9 protein-coding genes and 8 pseudogenes are annotated in these 17,931 nt (G+C 51.4%); 10 read left to right on the forward strand and 7 right to left on the reverse strand.

What is annotated here, in order from left to right; genetic code table 11:
• Positions 1–21: 21 nt before the first annotated feature.
• The 3 pseudogenes from SYMBAF_RS17990 to SYMBAF_RS16270 all read right to left on the reverse strand — a co-directional run.
• A pseudogene (locus SYMBAF_RS17990) lies at positions 22–159 on the reverse strand (SAM-dependent DNA methyltransferase); the annotation flags it as partial.
• Between the two features lie 4 nt (positions 160–163).
• Positions 164–1,070, reverse strand: a pseudogene (gene pilL2 / locus SYMBAF_RS16265) (PFGI-1 class ICE element type IV pilus protein PilL2); the annotation flags it as partial.
• A 37-nt stretch (positions 1,071–1,107) separates the two neighbouring features.
• A pseudogene (locus SYMBAF_RS16270) lies at positions 1,108–2,129 on the reverse strand (IS3 family transposase); the annotation flags it as partial.
• Here SYMBAF_RS16270 and SYMBAF_RS16275 point away from each other — a divergent pair.
• Together SYMBAF_RS16275 and SYMBAF_RS16280 are read left to right on the forward strand one after the other, a co-directional pair.
• Positions 2,119–2,889: pseudogene (locus SYMBAF_RS16275) on the forward strand (IS3 family transposase); the annotation flags it as partial. The pseudogenes SYMBAF_RS16270 and SYMBAF_RS16275 sit on opposite strands and share 11 nt — an antisense overlap.
• A gap of 781 nt (positions 2,890–3,670) precedes the next feature.
• On the forward strand, positions 3,671–3,877 hold the full coding sequence (locus SYMBAF_RS16280; RefSeq protein ID WP_040264101.1) for a DUF1107 domain-containing protein: 207 nt from the start codon (positions 3,671–3,673) through the stop codon (positions 3,875–3,877).
• Positions 3,878–3,948: 71 nt separating this feature from the next.
• Here the strand turns inward: SYMBAF_RS16280 and paeA are convergent, their stop codons facing one another.
• Together paeA and msrA are read right to left on the reverse strand one after the other, a co-directional pair.
• Positions 3,949–5,280 carry a polyamine export protein PaeA gene (gene paeA / locus SYMBAF_RS16285; RefSeq protein WP_040264103.1) on the reverse strand — a complete coding sequence of 444 codons (1,332 nt, stop codon included), beginning with the start codon at positions 5,278–5,280 and terminating at the stop codon, positions 3,949–3,951.
• A 168-nt stretch (positions 5,281–5,448) separates the two neighbouring features.
• Positions 5,449–6,090: a peptide-methionine (S)-S-oxide reductase MsrA gene (gene msrA / locus SYMBAF_RS16290; RefSeq protein WP_040264105.1), complete on the reverse strand. Its 642-nt coding sequence runs from the start codon at positions 6,088–6,090 to the stop codon at positions 5,449–5,451.
• A 274-nt stretch (positions 6,091–6,364) separates the two neighbouring features.
• On the opposite strand from msrA, the gene tamA reads away from it, so the two are divergent.
• From tamA to SYMBAF_RS16305, 3 genes are read left to right on the forward strand one after another with little or no spacing between them, the layout of a single operon-like run.
• Positions 6,365–8,083, forward strand: a complete 1,719-nt coding sequence (gene tamA / locus SYMBAF_RS16295) for an autotransporter assembly complex protein TamA (protein ID WP_040264107.1) — start codon at positions 6,365–6,367, stop codon at positions 8,081–8,083.
• A complete protein-coding gene (tamB, locus tag SYMBAF_RS16300) occupies positions 8,080–11,898 on the forward strand; it encodes an autotransporter assembly complex protein TamB (RefSeq protein ID WP_040264109.1) in 3,819 nt (1,272 codons plus the stop codon). Before tamA ends, tamB begins: the two co-directional genes overlap by 4 nt.
• Before the next feature lie 2 nt (positions 11,899–11,900).
• Positions 11,901–12,251: a gamma-glutamylcyclotransferase family protein gene (locus SYMBAF_RS16305; RefSeq protein WP_040264111.1), complete on the forward strand. Its 351-nt coding sequence runs from the start codon at positions 11,901–11,903 to the stop codon at positions 12,249–12,251.
• Between the two features lie 126 nt (positions 12,252–12,377).
• On the opposite strand, the gene SYMBAF_RS16310 is transcribed toward SYMBAF_RS16305, so the two are convergent.
• Positions 12,378–13,346, reverse strand: coding sequence for an IS110 family RNA-guided transposase (locus SYMBAF_RS16310; protein WP_040264112.1), 969 nt, complete (start codon positions 13,344–13,346; stop codon positions 12,378–12,380).
• A gap of 188 nt (positions 13,347–13,534) precedes the next feature.
• Here SYMBAF_RS16310 and SYMBAF_RS16315 point away from each other — a divergent pair.
• From SYMBAF_RS16315 to SYMBAF_RS16335, 5 genes and pseudogenes are all read left to right on the forward strand, one after another.
• Positions 13,535–13,759: pseudogene (locus tag SYMBAF_RS16315) on the forward strand (transposase); the annotation flags it as partial.
• Positions 13,759–14,616 (forward strand): annotated as a pseudogene (locus SYMBAF_RS16320) (integrase core domain-containing protein); the annotation flags it as partial. The pseudogenes SYMBAF_RS16315 and SYMBAF_RS16320, both read left to right, overlap by 1 nt.
• Before the next feature lie 399 nt (positions 14,617–15,015).
• Positions 15,016–15,258, forward strand: coding sequence for a type II toxin-antitoxin system ParD family antitoxin (locus SYMBAF_RS16325; protein ID WP_071837557.1), 243 nt, complete (start codon positions 15,016–15,018; stop codon positions 15,256–15,258).
• Positions 15,251–15,535 (forward strand): type II toxin-antitoxin system RelE/ParE family toxin, encoded by a 285-nt coding sequence (locus SYMBAF_RS16330; RefSeq protein WP_040264115.1) that lies wholly within the window; start codon positions 15,251–15,253, stop codon positions 15,533–15,535. Before SYMBAF_RS16325 ends, SYMBAF_RS16330 begins: the two co-directional genes overlap by 8 nt.
• Before the next feature lie 192 nt (positions 15,536–15,727).
• Positions 15,728–16,936: pseudogene (locus SYMBAF_RS16335) on the forward strand (IS256 family transposase).
• A 17-nt stretch (positions 16,937–16,953) separates the two neighbouring features.
• Here SYMBAF_RS16335 and SYMBAF_RS16340 read toward each other — a convergent pair.
• Positions 16,954–17,893, reverse strand: a pseudogene (locus SYMBAF_RS16340) (transposase); the annotation flags it as partial.
• Positions 17,894–17,931: the final 38 nt, after the last annotated feature.

The raw sequence follows: 17,931 nt of genomic DNA on the forward strand, positions 1-17,931 counted from the left end.
TAGACTTGCAACCACCCACAATTCACGTTTGTCGCAGAAATGTAGACCGTTTTGTAACGCGATAACGCTGCAACTGATGAAATCCTCAAAGACCTGATGCTGGTGATGATAACTGGCCGTCTGGTTAAAAAGAGAAATGAAGGCCTTTTCATGGTTGATAGCGTTTTGTCAGCACCAACTCAAAGTTGCCGTGAAAAACCAGTGGTGCATCGATGCGGTAATCGAGCGTCACAGGCCAGATGACAACCCAGTTCCCCCCCATTGCTGCAGTTGGTCTTTGATGCCTACCTGGTCAGGGTTTCTTTCAGTGTGGAGTCCGGTTCTGCGCGTCAAGTCTGACCAACAGGAAACACGGTTACCGGTGCCCCTGTCGGAGAGACATGACTGTCAACAGGCAGAGCCGGTGGCAGCGTGGTAACAGGGCGAACCGGGCGAGATGAGGAAGGGTTCACTGTCGTCAACAGTGCAGCGGAAGAGCGAACCATAGAGGCGGGGGCTGTTTTCTCAGGGATGCCAACTGCTGGCGCAAGTACGGATGTCGACTTGGTGTTTGCTGCCGCTGTGCCAGACGCGCTCTGTGACACTTGAGGCTTATCCACCGTGAGCGCCGCAAAGGGATTACGCGGTGCAGTAGATGACGCCACGACAGCAGCGATGGGCGGAACCGGCAGACTGGCAGGGGTTCCAGAAGTGCGAGTTACGGGTACGCCGCGCGGTGCCGGTGATGTGATGACCCGTGCAGGAGCAGAGAAGCTGCGATACTGATCGCGAAGTTCAAAATAGACCTCGCCGTTGACTTCATCGACTTTCAGTCGCCAGGTGAGACCGGCCAAAACCTGTAACGCCTCGCTGAGCTTTAGCGGGCCAATGTCACGCTGTACGGCGGGTAATGGCCGACTGAGAAGCGCCGAAAATGCTGAAGAAGTGGCGGAGCACAGTGAATAGCCCGACTCCAGCAGCAGATAGCGAAATCCCTCACCGACGCTGCTGACCAGTTGCGTTGGCATGGTAATATCCATAATCTGATTAAGTGGATCGCGCTGCGCATCGGCTGGACGCGTACTGACAAGCTGGAGTTGCCCCTGCTAAAACCGCTAATACGGCTTCACGGTATTCGCGTGGGGATCTCATTTTCAGCCCCTTATGCGGATGCCAGTTGTTATAATCTGCCATCCACTCAGCCAGCTTTTCCAGCATTGATGCCGCATCCGGCAGATCATTTACGTAGACATAATCCCGCTTGAATGTCTTCACGAACGATTCTGCCATGCCGCTACTTTCCGGGCTGCGCACCGGTGTTGTGCATACGATGAACCCCAGTGACCTGGCGAACGTACGCGTAGCATCAGCTATGTAGTAGCTGCCGTTATCCGTCAGCCATTCTATCGGATGGGGAACCTTCAGCGTGTTTCCGAACCGTTTTTCCAGATTTTCTGTCAGCAGATCCTGCACTATTTCGCTGCTGATACCCCCGGTGGTGGCACTCCAACTGATGGCTTCGCGATCGCAGCAGTCCAGACTGAACACCACCCGTACCACTTCACGGTTCCACCAGCGGATTTCAAAGCCGTCAGACCACCACCGGGTATCCGGTTTCAGCGTGATCACGTTGCCTGTATGGTTTCGGTGTTTTTTCTCATACCCCGACTTTGCCAGTCGCAGCTTATTGAGTTTCATGATCCGGTATAGCCGTTTGGGATTTACCCGGCGACGTGCCTCCTTCAACTCCCGGTTCAGATGTGCAGTCACCCTCCGATAGCCGTTGGTTGCACGTCGGCTGCATATCTGACGGATGAATGACAGCAACGCCTCCTCGGCTTCTTTACTGTAACGCACAGTGCGTGGCTGTCGCAGCCCACTCAGGCGTTCATAAAGGTTAGACCGTGACACCTTCAGTACCTGCGTTATTCGGATGAGCGGATATCGTCCGGGGGCAGCAATGGCATACGCGATATCAACTTTTTTGACTGCGCTATCTCCAGCGCATCGCGAAGGATTTCGGCTTCCATGGTTTTGCGGCCCAGCATCTGCTCACGCTGTTTTACCTTTTTCTCCAGGGCCTTAATTTCAGAGACACTGACAACTTCATCGCCAGCGGCGATCGCAGATTGACCACCATCATTACATAAGTCGAGGACAGTATTTTTCTATCAGCCCGATACCCGGCGTGACGAACCCGTGATTCAGGCGCTGACGGATGCGGCGGAACGCTATCCGCGATACGGCTTCAAGAAGCTTTTTCAGGTCATTCGCAGGCAGGGAAACGTCTGGAATCATAAGTGAGTACACCGAATTTATTGTCTGCTAAAACTGAATTTTCGTCGTAAGGGAAAGTAGCGTCTGCCGGTACGTAACCCGGCCCCACTGACCACACTGGAGGCACTTAATCAAAGCTGGTCGCTTGACTTTATGCATGATGCACTGGTCTGTGGCCGACGTTTTCGAACGTTCAACGTGGTAGATGACTTTAATCGTGAAGCACTGGCGATTGAAATTGACCTGAATATCCCAGCCCAACGGGTTGTCAGGGTGCTGGGCAGGATAGTGGCAAATCGTGGATATCCTTTGAAAATGCGGATGGATAACGGGCCAGAACGGGTATTGCTGGCTCTTGCGCAATGGACCGAAGAGCACGGTGTGTTGCTGGAATTTATTAAACCGGGAAAACCCACGCAAAATGCCTTTATTGAATGTTTTAACCGGACATACCGAAATGAAATACTTGATTTTTATCTGTTCAGGACGCTGAATGAAGCACGAGAAATCACAGAACGCTGGCTAATGGAATATAACAGCGAACGACCTCATGAATCCCTGAATAACCTGACGTTGGAAGAGTACCGACTGATGGCCGAAAAACCGGAAGTCTCAAAAAGTATTTGGCACTAAAACGGGTGTGCTTACAATGTTACTCCCAGATTAATGCAGTCAGTAAAAGTATGGCACCGGCTACGTTAGGCAGGGGAGTCCATCACATCACTACAGCCATAGCCTTTCGACTGAGATCCCAAGCGTTGCTGGCGAAGAGAAACCGCGACCATGGGAATGCCTTTTCCTGCGGTTTCCTATGCGGCTCCCATCAGAACATCGTTAGTATTGATGTGGATCAATGTTTGAGAACAATAATGTGTTAGTTTAATTTTTCTAATGTATTATGGCGATAGGGGCATTTATTGCTTTGAGGAGTACGTGGCGAGAGGAATAGGTTATTTCTCAAGATCCCCCACTTAAGTGTGCATTACGGCAGTTTTTATGGTTAAAAATATCATTAATATAATTTAACTCTATCTGATTGTTTGTATCGGTTGGCAGTTAAAGACTGCGAGAGCTGAAAATTGTGCTCGTAGGCCAAAAGGGGGCGAGCAACGTAATGGGGCAACAGTTAACGGCCTAAACATAGATTTTGGTCAGCGCGCTGCCATATTAAACGCAGATCGCCGTTTCTCCTCGGTTTGCTAATCATCAATCTTTTTAAATAGGTATATCGTTAATGCTACAAATAACAATATAAAATTCTATTAAAAAGTGTAGTCCCAGTGTGGATATCTGAGCGGAAGTGAACGATTCGAATTTTACTGGGTCTATAATGCTCACGTTGCGTTCTGAATACCGAGGTTGCCATCTTGGCGGCTCGCTGAACGTATGGATCGAACGGGAGGGGCGTAAAAGAATGAAAATCTTCCAGTATTATAACCCTTTGAAAGTGGCGAAATATGTTAAGACTCTATTTCGTGGTCGGCTGTATATTAAGGATATAGGCGCATTTGAATTCGACAAAGGGAAAATCCTGATGCCGAAAATCCACGATAAGCGTCACTTCAGCGTGATGTCAGAGGTCAATCGCCAGGTATTACTGCTGCAATCCGAAATGGGGTGATCGGGAACTGAACCTGGGTAAAAAATTGCGGCCCTGCTTTAGGGCCGCTGATGTTTCTGCGGTAGAAGCCGCTAAGCCAGCGGGGCTTCATCAGGCACCTTTGGCAGCGTTACTATCGGTTTGTCACTTAGCGGTGTGACCAACAACTGATCAATCTTGTAGCTGACGATATCCACCACTTCAAACTTGTAGCCAGCGTATTTGACGAAGTCGGTGCGCTTAGGGATCTTGCGCAACATGTACATCATAAAGCCGCCCATGGTCTCGTAGTTGCCTGCTTGTGGAAACTCATCGATATCCAGCACACGCATTACGTCTTCGATCGGTGTGCCACCCTCGATCAACCATGAATTTTCATCGCGCGCTACGATCTGCTCTTCCTGGCCCTGACCAACCAGATCGCCCATCAGCGTGGTCATTACATCGCTGAGCGTGATAATGCCGACGACCAACGCATATTCATTGAGGATCACGGCAAAGTCTTCGTCAGCAGTTTTAAAGCTTTCCAATGCTTCTGACAACGTCAGCGTATCTGGCACGATTAGCGCCGAACGGATCTGCATACCGCTGCTCAGTACCAGGCTTTGATTGCCCAGCACACGGTTCAGCAGATCTTTGGAATCGACATAGCCGATCACTTTATCGATATGGCCATCGCACACCAGGAACTTGGAGTGTGGATGAGTCGATACCTTCTCGATAATGCTCGTTTCACTCTCGTGCAAGTCGAAGTACACCACGCTTTCTCGCGAAGTCATTGAAGAAGGTACCGTACGCGATTCCAGCTCAAAGACGTTTTCAATCAGTTCATGTTCCTGCTTACGCAGCACGCCCGCCAATGCGCCAGCTTCCACCACCGCATAGATATCGTCAGAGGTGATGTCATCCTTGCGCACCATAGGCAGTTTGAACAAGCGGAAGATCAGATTGGCCATGCCGTTGAAGAACCAAACCAGTGGCCGAAAAATCATGATCGAGAAACGCATCGGATTGATGATCCGGACGGCGACCCTCTCTGGCGCAATCATACCGATGCGCTTCGGGGTCAAATCTGCTAACAAAATAAACAGGCTGGTCACCAGCACGAAGGAGCAGATAAAGCTGACTTGTTCCGCCAGTTCTGGCGACAGAAAGCGATCGAATATCAGTTTAAAGTAAGGGGAAAAGGCTGCATCGCCGATAATACCGCCGAGAATGGCCACGGCATTCAGGCCGATTTGTACCACAGTGAAGAAGAGGCCTGGGGTTTCTTGCAGTTTGAGCACTTTGCTGGCATTGATGTTACCTTCGTCAGCCATCAATTTTAGTTTGATTTTGCGTGATGCAGCCAGAGATATTTCAGACAGTGAGAAAAATGCACTCACCGCGATCAGTAAAAGGATCAGTAAAATACTGTTTAACATAATCTATCCATAGTTGCCTACAGCGCTTTTAGGGAAGGGGTGTGCATTGTAAAAAATTAGTGATAACAACCAGAAAGGAAGCTACCAGGCCACAGGTGCGACTCGCATAGTATAGCAGTTGCGCCACAGGGGTCGCCAGTGGTTAAAAAAATTACAACCGGCCAGTGGTTAGCCCTGTGGTGGCAGGCATATGCCGATACCGCCAAGTCCGCAATAACCTTGTGGATTTTTGTACAGGTATTGTTGGTGCTCATCCTCGGCATAGTAGAACGGCAACGCTGGCACCACATCAGTGGTAATGATGCGCTTGTCGCCTGCTGCCTCCATCGCCTGCTGGAAGCGTTGCTGGCTGCGCTCGGCCTCGGTGTGTTGTTCCTGGTTCAGCGTGAAAATCGCTGAGCGGTACTGCGTGCCAATGTCGCCGCCTTGACGCATACCCTGCCTCGGATCGTGGTTTTCCCAAAACATCTGTAGCAATTGTTTGTAGCTGATGATTTTGGGATCGAACACGACGCGCACTACTTCGGCATGGCCGGTTTGGCCGCTGCACACCTCACTGTAGGTTGGGTTCGGCGTATAACCGCCGCTGTAGCCAGCGGCAGTGCTGTAAACGCCCGGTTGCTGCCAGAACAGACGCTCCACGCCCCAGAAACAGCCCATGGCGAAGATCGCCACTTCCATGCCGCTTGGCACCTGGGTCATCGAATGTCCGGTGACCACGTTTAATGTAGTCACCGGCATGGGGGTGGTGCGGCCTGGTAGCACGTTCCCCCCATCGGCGGTGAGTGGTTTATTAAAAAATGGCACCACAATGATGGACTCCTGTTATCACGGTAAGAATTGGCCCTAGAGTTGTATCCAACCGCGTCTTTGCTCACAATAAGCGATTGGTTGGGTTTATGTATAAGCTTAACGCAGTATTTTGTATGCCAAAAGTGAAGAATGCGCCAGGTGAACAGTGACAGCCAAACCTTCATAGCAGCGCCTGGAATAGGGCTATATGGGCTGCCTGCCTGATAGCGCAGAGCGAATACCAATAGAAAGGTAAAATGAACAAGGGGAATGCGTGCTACGATATCCGTTCATGTGCTTGTTTTATTTGTTTTTTGTGGCAACTTCGACCTATGCGGCGAATGTGCGGCTCAAGGTGGAAGGTCTGAGTGGTGAGCTGGAGAAAAACGTCCGGGTGCGGCTGTCTTCTATCACGCCTGAAGAGGTCGGTAACGATGGTCACTTCCGGGCGCGCGTGGACGAAGCGGTACGTCAGGGGTTGAGGGCATTAGGTTATTACCAGCCAACCATCGATTTTACGCTGGACGATCGGCCAGGTCTATCGCGCCAGGTGTTACATGCTAAGGTGAACCCAGGTGAGCCGGTGCGCATTGCCGGTGACAATATCATGCTGAAGGGCGGCGCTCTCACCGATGAGGATTACCTGACGCTGGTCAAGCAAGGCCGTCCGACCCTTGGCGAGATCCTCAACCACGGCAAGTACGACAGCTTTAAAAATTCTTTGACCAGCCTGGCGCTGCGTAAGGGTTACTTTGATGCCGACATGCTCGAGAGCCAGCTCGGCGTGGCTGAAGATTTGCATAGAGCCTTTTGGGATATCGATTTTAACAGCGGATCGCGTTACCGTTTTGGCGAGGTAAAGTTTGAAGGTTCGCAAATCCGAGAAGACTATCTGCAAAATTTAGTGCCCTTTCATCAGGGAGATTATTACAGTTCGGAAGACTTGGCCGAGCTGAATCGGCGTTTGTCCGCCACCAACTGGTTTAATTCGGTGGTGGTGTCTCCTGACTTCAAAAATTCAAAAGAAAATAGGGTGTTGCCGCTAGATGCATGGGTCACGCCGCGCACCCGCAATACTATCGAGACTGGGGTCGGTTATTCCACCGATGTTGGTCCGCGCGTGAAAGGTTCCTGGAAAAAGCCTTGGCTCAATGATCGCGGCCATAGTCTAGAAAGCAGTGCTAGCGTTTCGGCACCGGAGCAGCAGCTAGATTTGACCTATAAGATCCCACTGCTGAAGAACCCGCTTGAGCAATACTACCTGTTGCAGGGTGGCTTCAAGAACGTCGATCTCAACGATACCAAGTCCGTTACTTCCAAAGTGGTGGTGTCGCGTAACTGGGATCTTTCCAGCGGCTGGCAGCGGGCGGTGAACTTGACCTGGCGTCTGGATCACTTTACCCAGGGTACTGTCACCAACACCACCATGCTGCTGTACCCCGGTGTCAGCGTTAACCGCACCCGCTCGCGTGGCGGTTTGATGCCAACCTGGGGTGACAGCCAGCGCTATTCCATTGATGTGTCCAATACCACTTGGGGTTCCGGCGTGGACTTTGCGCTAATGCAGGCGCAGAACGTTTGGATCCGCACTCTGGTCGACAAACACCGCTTCGTGGTACGTGGGCAGGTGGGGTGGATCGAAACCAATGACTTCAACAAAGTGCCGCCGGATCTGCGTTTCTTCGCCGGGGGCGATCGCAGTATTCGCGGCTATAAGTACAAAGGCATTTCACCGCGTGACAACGAGGGCAAGTTGATCGGTGCTTCCAAAATGCTGACCGGTTCGCTGGAATATCAATATAACGTGACCGGCAAGTGGTGGGGTGCGGTGTTTGTTGATTCCGGCGAAGCGGTGGACGACATCAAACAGAGCAATGTCAAAACCGGCGCGGGCATAGGCGTGCGCTGGCAGTCGCCGGTGGGGCCGGTGAAGCTGGATATTGCCGCGCCTGTGGGAGACAAAGAGACCCATGGGGTGCAGTTCTACATCGGTTTGGGGCCTGAGCTATGAGCCTGGTGAAAAAGATTTGTCTCGGAGCCATGGGCGTTCTGTTGTTGCTGATAGGGGGGGGGGCCTTCTTGCTCGGCACCACCAACGGACTACATATGGCGCTCAACGGCGCGGCGCGCTGGGTACCAGGGTTGGACATCGCCAGCGTCAGCGGCGGCTGGCGTGATCTGACACTGAAAGGCGTGAAGTACCAGATGCCAGGCATGGCGGTGGCTGTTGGGCAGTTCCATCTATCGCTCGATCTGTCCTGTTTTAAACACAGCTCGCTGTGCGTCAATGCTTTAACTGCGCAGGATGTGGATGTGGCGCTTAACACCAAAGAGAGGGTGCCGTCCACACCGGCCAAAGAAACCAGGGCACCCGCCACTCATCTCAGTACGCCATACCCGATTGTCCTGCGTATGCTGGCGCTGGATAACGTCAAAGTCAGCGTCGATGATACGGCGATTTCGCTGGCCGAGTTGCGCACTGGGGCGCAATGGCAAGCACACGCGTTGACGCTGATGCCGACCAAAATCAACTCGCTGCTGATCGCGTTGCCGAAAACCTCGCACAACCCGCGGCCGCAAGCGGTACTGTCAGGGGGGGAAGTGACGAAAAAGGTTGGTGAGCAGGTCGATAAGACAGCGAAATCGGCACCGCAGTCGGCAGAAGTGCCGCTAGGAGAAACGCTGAAAGCGTTATTCGCCAAACCGTTGCTGCCGGATTTGCCGGAAATTCGTTTGCCGCTGGATATCACCGTTAAGGAAATCAACGGTGAACACCTGCGGTTTGTTGGTGATACCAATGTGCTGATCACCCACCTATTGCTCCAGGCCAGCACCAAGGATCAGCACATCCAGTTGGATAATTTCGACGTTGAGTTGCCGCAGGGCACGCTGTCTGTACAAGGGCAGGCGACGCTGACCGGTGATTTGCCGATAAATATGGTGGCTAACAGCACGCTGAACATCTCGCCGCTAAAGGGCGAGAAGATCACGCTAAACCTCGGTGGCGGATTGCGTGAAGTACTGAAGGTGGCGCTCAACCTGTCCGGGCCGGTGGGTGCGCAGCTTGACGTGCAGGCTCGTTTGGCCGAGGTGGGTTTGCCCTTGGCGATGACGTTACAGAGCAAGCAACTGAAATGGCCGCTGAACGGCGAATCGCAATATCAGGTCAACGATTTCCGCCTGCGTTTTAACGGCAAGGCGGCCGACTACGCATTGTCTACCCACGCCAATATCAGCGGCCATGATTTGCCACCGGCGGCGTTGATGCTAGATGGCAAAGGCAACATCGAACAGTTCAAGCTGGAGCGCTTGCGATTGGCGGCGCTACAGGGCAATACCGATCTCACCGCGTTGGTGGATTGGAGCAACGCCATCAGTTGGAATGCGCAGTTGACGCTGAGTGGCATTAACAGTGCCAAGCAGTGGCCGGAATGGCCGGCGAAGCTGGATGGCAAGATCATTACCCGTGGCAGTTTGCACGGCGGCAACTGGCAACTACAGGTGCCGGTGTTGCAACTGGACGGCAACGTGAAACATAATAAGGTCACGGCGCGTGGCATGTTGAGCGGCAACGCCGCCGGGCAATGGAAAATCCCTGGCATCGGTTTGATGTTGGGGCGCAACCAACTGAATGTCGCAGGCCAGTTGGATGAGAAGAGCTGGAACTTGGATGCCAATATCGACGCGCCGCGCCTTGATGGCATGTTGCCGGGGTTAGGCGGCACCGTGAAGGGATTGCTCAAACTGCGTGGCAACCTACAGGCACCGCAGTTGCTGGCCGATCTAACGGCCTTTGGCTTACAGTGGCAGGCACTGCGCATCAATCGGGTGAAGATCGATGGCGATGTGCGCTCTACTGACCAGATACAGGGTCAACTGGCGGTTCGTGTTGAACAACTGAAACAGGATACGTCGGAAGTCAGACTGCTGACCCTCAACGCCAAGGGCAGTGAGAAGCAGCATCAGATGCAACTAGAGGTTGACGGCAAGCCAGTTTCCGGCCAACTTGCACTGCAAGGCGGCTTTGATCGTCAGCAGCAGCGCTGGCATGGCAACCTGAATAATACCCGTTTCGATACCCCGGTTGGCGAATGGCGCCTTACCCGCGCCATTACGCTGGACTACTTGAATACCGCACAGAAAATCAGTATTGGCCCGCACTGCTGGCAGAACCCGAATGCTGAACTGTGTGTGCCGAAAACCCTCGAAGCAGGCCAAAGCGGCGAGGCCAGCCTGGTGCTTAACCGCTTTGATCTGGCAATGTTCAAGTCGTTCCTTGGTGCGGAAACTGCACTGAGTGGCGTGTTTACCGGGCGAGCCAACGTCAGTTGGAAACCGGGCGGCGCGTTGCCGGAAGCCAAGGTTTCGTTGGTGGGTAACGGTGTCAAAGTGGTGCAGCAGGTGCAGGGTAACGCGCTGCCGATCGCGTTCGATACATTGACGCTTAATGCCGGGCTGAACAATGGCCGTGCGCAGGCTGACTGGCTGATCAAACTGAACAACAACGGCCAGTTTGACGGCCACATTCAAGTGGCAGACCCACAGGTACGACGTAATATCAGCGGCAACGTCAACATCACAGATATCTCGTTGGCAATGATTAACCCAGCGTTAATGCGGGGCGAAAAAGCAGCAGGCATGCTGAATGCCAACCTGCGCCTGGGTGGCAGTGCACAGAAACCCCGGGTGTTTGGTCGGTTGACGCTGGATAAGGTGAATGTTCAGGGGCATTGGATGCCATTTGACATGATTGATGGTCGCCTAGCAATGAACTTCAACGGCATGACCTCGACGCTGGAAGGGCTGATCAGTACCACACGTGGGCAGCTTAACCTGACGGGTGATGCCGACTGGCGTGAACTCGACGCTTGGCGCGCGCGCATTACTGCCAAAGGCAACAAGCTGAGGGTAACGGTGCCGCCGATGATCCGCATTGACGTCTCGCCAGATCTGGTATTTGAAGCCACGCCGCAGCTCTTTTCGCTCAATGGTTCGGTGGATATCCCCTGGGCGCGTATTACGGTGCAGGAACTGCCGGAAAGCGCGGTAGGCATTTCTTCTGATGAGGTGATGCTCAATGACCAATTGAAACCGATCCAACCGAAAACCGCCTCGATCCCGATCAATAGCAACCTGATGATCCACATCGGTGACGATGTGCGGCTGGACGCTTTTGGTCTGAAAGCCGGGCTGAAGGGCGACTTGAAAGTGGTGCAAGACAAGAAAGGGCTGGGTCTTAATGGACAGATTGATATCCCTTCAGGCCGTTTCCATGCTTATGGGCAGGATCTGATTGTCCGTAAAGGCCAGTTGATGTTTTCCGGCCCGCCAGATCAGCCAATGCTTAACATTGAGGCGATCCGTAACCCTGAGTCTACCGAAGACGATGTTACTGCCGGGGTGCGTGTCACTGGCTCGGCGGATGCGCCTAAGTTGGAAGTATTCTCAGACCCAGCCAAATCGCAACAGGAAGCGTTGTCCTACCTGTTACGCGGCCAGGGGTTGCACAGTTCCGGTGCCGACGGCAACGCCATGACCTCAATGTTAATTGGTATGGGGGTGGCGCAAAGTGGTCAACTTGTGGGTAAAATTGGTGAAGCGTTTGGCGTGAGTGATTTGGCTCTTGATACCCAAGGGGTTGGCGACAGCTCCCAGGTTGTGGTAAGTGGCTATGTTCTCCCTGGCTTACAGGTAAAATATGGGGTGGGCATTTTCGACTCGCTGGCCACGCTGACGTTGCGTTACCGCCTGATGCCTAAGTTGTATCTTGAAGCAGTCTCTGGTCTCGATCAGGCATTAGATTTGCTCTATCAGTTTGAGTTTTAGCGATGCGAATAATTGTCTATGGTAGCTTGCGGCGCAAACAGGGGAATAGCCATTGGATGACCAACGCCCAATGGCTTGGCGAGCATGAACTCGCAGGCTATCAGATTTATAATCTGGGTCATTACCCGGCAGCGATCCCAGGAGAGGGCATGATACATTGCGAGGTGTATCGTATTAACTCATCGATTCTGGCAGAGCTTGACGAACTGAAAAGCAACACCAAGGACTATAAGCGTGAGTTAATTCATACGCCTTATGGGAGTGCGTGGATCTACCTGTATAAACACAGTGTGGATGGGTACCCGCGAATTAACAGCGGAGACTGGCTGAAGCGTCTCAACGAAAAACAATAAAAAAACACCGCTCAACTTGAAGTGACCCCCGAAGTTGGACATCCAATGATTAGGGGTTGGAAAGCCCCCGAGCCCGTAGACAAATCTGGCCTATATTTTGAGCATAGCAACTGTCTTCAAGCCCGATTACGAAGCATGTTGGTGATACAACGGATCCCATGCTTCATTATTTTTCAGCATTGCGTTCAGGATGGTCAGTAGTTTTCTGATGCAGGCGGTCAGTGCAACCTTTTTGGGTTTTCCAGCGGCAACGAGGCGTGTATAGAACTCTTTAATTACTGGGTTGTGCCTCGTCCCGACCAGGGCTGACATATAGAGAGCTGTTCGGACGGAGGCTCGCCCTCCGAATACCGTTCGGCGACCGCGCATCGTGCCGGAATCCCTGTTTATTGGAGCAACCCCAATAAGCGCACTAATTTCACGTCGTGATAACGTTCCAAGTTCCGGAACCTCAGCCAGCAGCACGGCAACAGTCGCTGCACCAACACCTTTAACGGCGCTCAATAATGCAGATAATTCACTGAAATTTTCCGAAATATAGGCTGACATTTCAGCTTCTACACGAGCCATTTCACTTTTCAATACCGAAATTATAAATCTGATACTTTCATGATTCTGAGAATGCGATGGATGCAACCTGTTCCGCTCAGCTGTAAGCATGATCGTTAATTGTCGGCGTCTGACCACCATTGCTGCCAGCAACTGTCTGTGAACATCAGGTAAGGGGCGAATATATTTTTCCCGCTCAGGATGCTGGTTAATAACTTTTGCCATTTGTAGCAGGACTCTGGCATCTATTTGGTCGGTCTTAGCCAGATAGCCCATTGCGCGGGCAAAATCTCGCGCCTGTCGGGGATTGATAACAACCACATCGAAACCTTCAGACTGAAGATAGCCAGCCACACCAGACTCAAGTCCCCCGGTGGCTTCCATCAGGATCAGTTGAGTTTCATTTCGCTTTAACTCTTTGAGTATCTGATTAATACCACCATCTTCATTTGGCACAGTAAATTGCTGGGTAATACTGCTGATTGCAATATCCAGAGTGCTTTTCGAAACATCAATGTCTGCACAACGTTGATTTGACACGCTCATCTATACCCCTCCTTGCAAATACGATTTGAAGTTCAGACAACTGTTCGGGCTTCAGATGAACGACTCAGCCTGTGCGTCAGTCGCTATGCTGCGGGCTTGAATAACCCCAGGAGGAATCGGACTACACAGGCTTTGCCAAATCTATGCCAGAACATAGTAATCCACTTTCAAGATACAAGGAGGAGTCTATGGGCGCACAACGATTTACCCCTGAATTTAAGGAAGAAGCTGTCCGCCAGATCACTGAGCGGGGCTATTCCGTTGCCGACGTTTCAGAACGACTTGGTGTTTCAGCACACAGTCTTTATAAATGGCTGCGTTCAGTAAAACCTGATAACAGCGGGCATCAGGCTCAGGATTTACTGGATGCCAGGACGGAGATCCTCAGGCTGAAAGCGCAGCTTAAACGTACGTTCGGGAAGCCTGTAAAATCATGGGCTACAGCAGAGACCGCTACTATCGTTTCAAAACGCTTTACGAACAAGGCAGCGGGGTTCGTTCTGTTTGGTGACGATATGATTTGGAATGCTTTAAAAAGCGGCTCACTGCGTTGGAAACCAAGATGGCTCAGGAGGGCGGTGTTCTCACCGAGGCTCAGTTGCAGGCACTGGAGCAAGCTAAATCCCAACGAGAAGCTCACGGTGAAATAGAGACACAGCACCCAGGCTATCTGGGTGCACAAGACACCTATTATGTCGGCAATATCAAAGGGATTGGCAGAATTTATCAGCAAACCTTTATTGATACTTATAGCCGTGTTGCTGTTGCCAAAGTCTATACCGAGAAGAATGCATTGATTGCCGCAGAAATGCTCAATGAGCAAGTGTTGCCGTTCTTTGATGAGCAAGGGATAGCGTTGTTACGGATATTGACTGATCGCGGGACGGCGTTCTGTGGCAAAAAAGAGAGTCATGCGTTTGAATTATATTTGAATATTGAAGATATCGAGCATACACGACCCCAGGCTTACAGCCCGCAGACAAACGGCATCTGTGAAGGGTTTCACAAGACAATGAAAACGGAATGCTACGATGTCATGTATCGCCGTAAGATTTACCGTAAATCTGATGAAATCCAGCGAGAACTCAGCCAATGGCTCTATTTTTACAACCGTGAGCGCCCCCATTCATGACGATACTGTTATGGAAAAACGCCTTGGCAGACTTGGGAAAGCAGCAAGGGTTTGGCGAAAGAAAAGCAACTTGAGAGTTTATTTATCGCATCGGACAGTCAGACTCAACTGACAAATTTGGGTCTGAAAAATGAGTGAATGTCAGATTAAGTTTGAGCTAATACACTGCAAAACAATCAGGTCTTCGATCTACTTAGTTTCATTAAAGATCTACTTATTCGCTGGATAAGTTCTGTGGATAACGGGGAAAACCAATAATGACCGCCCTTGCAGCGGCCAGACGGCCGCGCCGGTTCGGCATGGTCGCTATGCTCCTCAAGAAACTTTAAGTAGCCCCTCCGGTCTTTGCCCGAAGGCAGGGGGTTAACTGAACCTACTACTGCGAAAAGGCGCTTTTCGCCCTTACCTACTTCACCGCTAAAAGTAAGCTAAAAACCCAGTCTGGCGGGAAGGGGGCAAAATCCGGTTAGGTGCATTCGTTGACACCAGGAGTAAGTATTCCTATTATTGTGTTGATAGTTAACACCCGGGGGCATTATGGCCAGAACTACAAGCGTTACGATTGGCGAACAACTCGATTCGTTTATCAGTCGATTAATAGACAGTGGCCGTTACGGCTCTGCGAGTGAAGTTATGCGCTCTGCTCTGCGATTGCTGGAGCAACAGGAAACAAACGATGAAGTTGTTCGCCAGGCTGTTACTGCTGGGCTGGAAAGCGGTGAAAGCTCGCTATCACTGCGGGATATTGCAGCACAAAGAAAGCTGAGACACCGTGTATAAACTCACCGAACGGGCGGCAGACGACTTCGCCGGGATTTATGACTATACGCTCTTGAAATTTGGTGAAGCTCAGGCAGACCATTACACAGACGCACTTGAGGCATTGTTCGAGACACTGGCCGGAATGCCAGATATAGGGCGGGACTACCATGCCGTCCCTGGTGTGATGCGCATTGAATTTCAGCGACATGCCATTTTTTATACGGTTCGTGATACAGATATTCTGATTGTGCGTATTTTGCACCAACAGATGAACCATAAACGCCATTTACTGTAAATGGCGTTTGAAGGCCAATGGAACGGAAACGTACGTTAGTGAGCTAACTGTATGATATAAAAAGTATAATAGACATGGGAAAACGCCCTCAAACTCCTACTACATGACGTTTTTGGGTATAGAGCCTGTAATTTAAATTGTGTATCTGCCTGTTTTTGATATGTTCACTCCAACAATGGAGACAGGCAAATTATGGACGAAAAGAAACTCAGGGCACTCGCTGCTGAACTGGCTAAAGGTCTTAAAACCGACGCTGATCTCAATCAGTTTTCCCGCATGTTGACGAAGCTAACCGTTGAAACGGCGCTGAACGCTGAACTGACCGACCACCTCGGGCACGAGAAAAATGCCCCAAAATCCGGCTCGAATACCCGTAATGGCTATTCCTCTAAAACGCTGCTGTGCGACGATGGCGAAATCGAACTGAACACGCCACGTGACCGTGAAAACACCTTCGAGCCGCAGTTGATAAAGAAAAACCAGACGCGTATCACGCAGATGGACAGCCAGATTTTATCCCTGTACGCCAAAGGCATGACCACGCGGGAAATCGTCGCCACGTTCAAGGAAATGTACGACGCCGATGTGTCGCCAACGCTGATATCTAAAGTGACCGATGCCGTTAAAGAGCAGGTCGCTGAATGGCAAAATCGACCTCTGGATGCCCTGTATCCTATTGTTTACCTTGACTGCATTGTCGTGAAAGTCCGCCACAGTGGCAGCGTAATTAACAAAGCTGTCTTCCTTACCCTGGGCATTAACACCGAAGGCCAGAAAGAACTGTTGGGCATGTGGCTGGCAGAAAATGAAGGTGCAAAGTTCTGGCTTAGCGTGCTGACCGAGCTTAAAAACCGGGGTCTTCAGGATATCCTGATTGCCTGCGTGGATGGGCTGAAGGGCTTCCCGGATGCAATAAACAGCGTCTATCCTCAGACGCATCTCCAGCTCTGTATCATCCATAGGGTCCGCAACAGCCTGAAATACGTGGCGTGAAAGGACTATAAAGCCGTCACCCGCGGGTTGAGGACGGTCTACCAGGCTCCGACAGAAGAAGCCGCGCTGATGGCACTGGATGCGTTCGCGGGTGTCTGGGATGACAAGTATCCGCAAATCAGTAAAAGCTGGCGTACGCACTGGGAAAATCTCAATACGTTCTTCGGCTATCCAGCCGAAATCCGCAAAGCCATCTACACGACCAACGCTATCGAGTCGCTGAACAGCGTGATCCGTGCAGCCATCAAAAAACGCAAAGTGTTCCCGACAGACGACTCAGTGCGAAAGGTTATTTATCTGGCGATCAAAGATGCATCAAAAAAATGGAGTATGCCGATCAAGAACTGGCGGCTGGCAATGAGTCGTTTTATTATCGAGTTCGGTGATCGCTTAAACGATCACCTTTAATACGGTGGCAGTTACACAGAATTCATCCCTGTTGCAACACGCTGAAGCTCAACAGATCCGCTTTCGCTGACACTGGTGAACCACCTGCTCAGTTGTGGCTGGTCTTTGGTTTTTAGGATCCGGTAGAAGTCGAGTGCCAGTTGCTGTGCTATTTTCAACTGCGGCTCTTTTTCGCACATCAGCCCGATGAAGCGGGAAGCATAATTTTTTTCCCCTTTCATTATTCGCCATTCGCCAGGGCATCAGCCATCGGCTTACCCGGAAAGCTGAAGGAAGATGGGCTGGTGCGGTAACCGTTGCGGCACCATTTTTACGCCATCTGGTAACCTCATCCCTGACGATGGTTTTACTGCCGGTAAATCTCTGTGTAACCATTTCCCGCCATATCTGGCTGGCATTGTGATTACCGCTTTTCCGCTGTTCTTCCAGCCACTCACGCTGCGGTTCCAGACGGCCTGGCTTTGGAGGTCTGGTCGACATTTCAGGGAATGTCCCTGACGGAACCCACCGACTGACCGTCACACGGGATAATCCGGTGATACGGGATATTTCCCGAAACCCGCATCTCTTCTGATACAGGTTCATTACCTCCGCCCAGCGCTTATGGCGTTTATTGCGTGTTTGTTGTTTAAGCCGTTCCGGACGACGGAGCGGCGATGGAGGTTCTCAGGCTCTGGTGTTTTATTTGGCGATAGTTCACTGGCGACAAGGCGTATCAGTGGCATGTGTCTGTAGATCATCCGTTCGAGAGCATCGCCAATATTCTTCCAGAAGATGCCAGCGATCTACCACCTGCCTGGTCTGAGGCGTACCTTCGCGAGCAGCAGTGGCATAAATGCCGCCGTGATCGCGTGAGACAACCTGTATTTCCGAATATTTTATGAACCAGGCTGCCAGCGTACGCTGATCGCGACCGGGAAGCAGAACCAGAGGTCGGTGAGTATCAAGATTGACTATCTAGGAAGATATCCTGTTCTCCGAGAGGTGATTTTGTT

Source organism: Serratia symbiotica, assembly GCF_000821185.2.
GTDB lineage: Bacteria > Pseudomonadota > Gammaproteobacteria > Enterobacterales > Enterobacteriaceae > Serratia > Serratia symbiotica.

Coding starts and splice junctions, on each gene's coding strand:
- SYMBAF_RS16280 (WP_040264101.1), top strand. CDS start 3,671: ATGAAAATCTTCCAGTATTATAACCCTTTGAAAGTGGCGAAATATGTT.
- paeA (WP_040264103.1), bottom strand. CDS start 5,280: ATGTTAAACAGTATTTTACTGATCCTTTTACTGATCGCGGTGAGTGCA.
- tamA (WP_040264107.1), top strand. CDS start 6,365: ATGTGCTTGTTTTATTTGTTTTTTGTGGCAACTTCGACCTATGCGGCG.
- tamB (WP_040264109.1), top strand. CDS start 8,080: ATGAGCCTGGTGAAAAAGATTTGTCTCGGAGCCATGGGCGTTCTGTTG.
- SYMBAF_RS16305 (WP_040264111.1), top strand. CDS start 11,901: ATGCGAATAATTGTCTATGGTAGCTTGCGGCGCAAACAGGGGAATAGC.
- SYMBAF_RS16310 (WP_040264112.1), bottom strand. CDS start 13,346: ATGAGCGTGTCAAATCAACGTTGTGCAGACATTGATGTTTCGAAAAGC.
- SYMBAF_RS16325 (WP_071837557.1), top strand. CDS start 15,016: ATGGCCAGAACTACAAGCGTTACGATTGGCGAACAACTCGATTCGTTT.